This window comes from uncultured Cytophaga sp., from assembly GCF_937863595.1.
Taxonomy (GTDB): domain Bacteria; phylum Bacteroidota; class Bacteroidia; order Cytophagales; family Cytophagaceae; genus Cytophaga.
The window spans coordinates 1-3,820 of record NZ_CALMGQ010000021.1 but is presented as its reverse complement, the minus strand read 5'-3'; the positions used below and the strand labels follow the sequence as shown (position 1 = coordinate 3,820).

Genomic DNA, 3,820 nt, shown 5'->3' with positions numbered 1-3,820 from the left:
TATTAGCTCTATTAAACTTTTATAGCTGTCGTTCATAAGGATTATTTATCCTTACAAAAATCATTATTTATGAACTAACCCACAACTTTTGTACTTGATCCCGTTTGCGCCCATGAATATGTATTGGTGCATTGGTCCTTTTTGCGTAAACTGCTAACCATCTCTTATATTATCCTGTAGGAGAAGCTTTAGGTGGTTGGCAGTTTAAGTGGGCTATTATTTGTTTTTTTTTTGACGGCATGGGCACTTAAACGTGCCAACCACGGCATGAAATACTGCATGGCAGTTAGGTTGTTATTTGTTTCTTTCTATATGTGCCATGGTTAGGCACGTTTACGCCTCTGATATTTAATAAATATGTGGAGATGTTTATTGCGTAAACTGCCAACCATCTTTGTGCTATGCTGTAGTGGCTGCGTTCGGTAGTTGGCAGTTTAAGTGGGTTAGTTTTGATTTCTATTGTGCGTGTTGTGGCACTTAAACGTGCCAACCACGGCATGAAAATCGTTTAGTTATATTTTTCTACTGCTGTTGGTGTTAACCACTCTTACCAAACCACCACTCAACCTGCTGTTGTGCCTTTTCTGGCCAACACCCACACGGAAGCCAGAGCCTTATCCTCTATAGTGTGTAGAAATTCCTTCTCGATAATTACAGCCTGTTTCATAAAAGTCTGCACTTGAATTATATTTATTCTTCAGGTATGTTGCAAAGACCTAGGTATTAAATCCGGTCGCATTTATTTTACTAAAAATTTAAAAGCCTACTGCGCACAATCAATTTCATTTTCATGATTAATTGCAAATGCAATCGCTTTTTTAATAAAATCATTTAATGAAATACTTTTTTGACTTGCGATTAACGAAGCTTTTCGGTGTAAGTCACTTGTGATGCGAATATTAAATGACCCTTTAAATGTTTTCTCTGGAAGCTTATTTAATTCTTTACAGGTTGCTAGATAATCATCCACACTTTCTTCAAATGATGCCTTTAGCTTTTTAACGGTAGTGCCTTCAAAGGTTACCAGATCATTGATTCCATGAATTTTTCCATAGAAAATTTCATCTTCATTGCTAAAAGATACCGTGCCAATATAATCTTTGTAGCTTAGTACATTTTCCATACTGTATGTTAAAGATTTAGATGTGTTATTATTTCTTTGATGACATACGATTTAAGAATATCAGTAGGGTGAGGTTTGTGTAAGCTGATGATTTGCCCGTCTTTAGTACAGAACTTTCGTCTTGAACCTCCCGTTTTGCCTTTCTTTAACTCTTCATATCCATAAAATGTCAATACTTTTACAAGTTCATCCCAAGTAAAATCCGTTGGATCAGATTTTAGCCTAGAGATTAGTTTTTCTATTTTGCTCACTTAGCTGGTTGTTAAAAATAAACGTGTGCAACTGAATTATAGTTGCAATTTAAGTCAAAAAAAATTAAGAAGCAAAATGGCAGTTATTATCGTTCATACACTTCTCAATATCCTGTTCAGCCTTTTTGTTAATTAACACTGGCCAACCTCGATATTAAGGATTTCTAAATAGATAATCCGCCCATAAATCTACTTCTCGCAGCATTTTTTATACTTCTTACCACTGCCACAGGGACAGGGGTCGTTGCGACCTACTTTTGGTTCAGGTAAAATGGCTTGAGGTTTTGGAGTTTTAAAATCGCCAAGTAATGAAGCAAAGTCGGGTGTGGCTTGTTGATCTCCTAAGCAAGAATTTACAAATACACAACGCTCCGCAAGCGTATCAACGTTTCTTTTTCTGCCATTTATAGTATTTGTCAATTCAGTTTTGACATCTTCAAAAGAACCACAGACCCCATAATCTACAATGTCTTTTTCGAATAAATTTTCAATTTGAGGGATTAATTCTACGCCATTAACATCCATGATATCCGCAACAATTAGTCCTAGCAACGTTTCGTCAAACGTTGTATTGACAGATAAAAAATGTTCTAACACATCTTTGTACCAAGCAATAACTTCTTCTCTTCGTTCGGGGTGGTGCAAAGCTATTTGTGCAACCATTACAGAAATCTCGGTTGTTGCATAGGTGAAGGAATTCGGATTAAATACAAATGGTTTGTAGAGCTCTACGTTTTCGTTTTCTATTTTGTAGAACACAGACCAAATTTGTTCGCCTAACATACTACCCAAATAAAAATCAAAAAAATACTCAATTTCTGTGCTGAAAAATTCCAACACGGCAGGTAAACTTTCTTTGGCTTCTAATTCTGCAAGCATAAAGAGTGCAAAAGACGGAGCATTGCTTGTGTCCCAATCAAAGTCAGATTCGTTTTCATCATTTAAACGTGCAAGGATTTCGTAGCGCGGAACACTGTCTTTCAATACACTTTCTAAATCACGCAATAAACTTTCTCTAGGAAGCAATATAATTTTTTCTAATTCAACAGAAGCTTTTTCATAGTTCAAGTTATACAAACTCGCTATGTCTGCATGCGTAAAATGAGGGAGGGGTAATTGTATTTCAGTTTCCATCTTTGTAATGAAGTCTTGTTTTTATTGCTTGGCAAGAGTTACCTTTCTTTTAATAATTAGTTTTTAATATAAAAAATATCCATCACCTTTTCACATTTCCCAATTTCTTTTTCGTCTGTGGTAAAAAGTTTTCGCCTGTAACCACAGATTTACCCGTTTTTGATTCTAATGCAGTTCGTGCATTTTTAGCAATGGAACCACCTTTCTTACCTGCACTCGCATTTTCTGTAATTCCTTTGGCTTCCTCACTTTAGGCAATCTGTCGGGTAGACAATTCGGCCAATGCAGTAAAAATTAATTCCGCTTCGTTCATGTGGTCACAAAGGTTTTGTGATTTGAGTCCTTTTAAATCTTTGTGTTCCTTAACTGTTAAATCCGTCCATTCTTGATGGATAATATTTGTTAGCAGTGCAAATTTATCTTTTTCGCTTACACCCGTTTCCTTCCAATAATCAGTTAATTTGTTTCGGGTTTCTTGGCCCGTCATGCGTTGTTGTATCCATTTTTCGCTACGTCCTAGTTTCTGCCAATGCTCACGCGCTCTATCGAGGCTCTGGGCTGGATCAGCAATTTCTTGCATGCTTTCATAGCCTACCTTTGCCAACCATTGTTTAAATGGCTCAGCTTTGGGTGATGGAATGGATTGAATGATGCGGAGTAGTGTTTTGGTATCGGCAACATCTGTTTCTCTCATTTTGCCATCTTCTGCTAGCATTTTCAGCTGTCCCAATTTTTGGGACGTTTCATTTCCTTCTTCTTTAAGCTTGGTTTTTAATGCATTACAATATTTTCTTGGTCTGGGGCTATCCGTTAAAATTTCAATTTCATCAATCACTGAAAAATACCAAACTTCTTTATCGGCGTCCCAGTCTGTTCGTACTTTTTTATTTTCAAAGAATTTTAAACTCGACATAGTAATTTTTTTAGCTGGTTGAAATTTAATTTGTGAATTTTATCAACCTAATGTACTGTATTTAAGTGTACGGTTGAAATTGTTTATCTATAATATTTATCCTTTATTGATAAAGTATATTACATTAATTTGAGTGCATAAACAATTTTCAAACTATGAACACAATCATACTCAACAGTACCCATTACGATGCAAAGCGCATGGAATTTTTTTTAAATCATGTCGAAGATGTATTGGTAGAAATACCTTTTGATTGGAAGGCTTGGAAGAAATCAGAATGTATTGAGGAAGGCTTTCGTTTTGTATCAAAAAATACTATTGATAAAATTACCATTACGATTTTATTCTGTTCGTATAACGATGCTAAGATTATTGCTGAAGCAAATGGCGTAACATATC

General features: G+C 35.6%; 5 protein-coding genes. 1 reads left to right on the top strand and 4 read right to left on the bottom strand.

Annotated elements, in window-relative coordinates:
- Positions 1 to 763: 763 nt before the first annotated feature.
- From Q0543_RS01760 to Q0543_RS01745, 4 genes are all read right to left on the bottom strand, one after another.
- Positions 764 to 1,123: a type II toxin-antitoxin system HicB family antitoxin gene (locus Q0543_RS01760; protein ID WP_299248221.1), complete on the bottom strand. Its 360-nt coding sequence runs from the start codon at positions 1,121 to 1,123 to the stop codon at positions 764 to 766.
- 8 nt (positions 1,124 to 1,131) lie between these two features.
- Entirely contained in the window at positions 1,132 to 1,374 is a 243-nt protein-coding gene (locus Q0543_RS01755) for a type II toxin-antitoxin system HicA family toxin (RefSeq protein ID WP_299248219.1), read from the bottom strand.
- Positions 1,375 to 1,563: 189 nt separating this feature from the next.
- The gene (locus Q0543_RS01750) at positions 1,564 to 2,508 is read right to left on the bottom strand and encodes a DUF1186 domain-containing protein (protein ID WP_299248217.1); all 945 of its coding nucleotides are present in this window, start codon (positions 2,506 to 2,508) and stop codon (positions 1,564 to 1,566) included.
- A 250-nt stretch (positions 2,509 to 2,758) separates the two neighbouring features.
- Positions 2,759 to 3,421 carry a Bro-N domain-containing protein gene (locus Q0543_RS01745; protein ID WP_299248215.1) on the bottom strand — a complete coding sequence of 221 codons (663 nt, stop codon included), beginning with the start codon at positions 3,419 to 3,421 and terminating at the stop codon, positions 2,759 to 2,761.
- Between the two features lie 155 nt (positions 3,422 to 3,576).
- Here Q0543_RS01745 and Q0543_RS01740 point away from each other — a divergent pair.
- A partial coding sequence (locus Q0543_RS01740; RefSeq protein WP_299248214.1) for a hypothetical protein occupies positions 3,577 to 3,820 on the top strand: 244 nt, incomplete at its 3' end.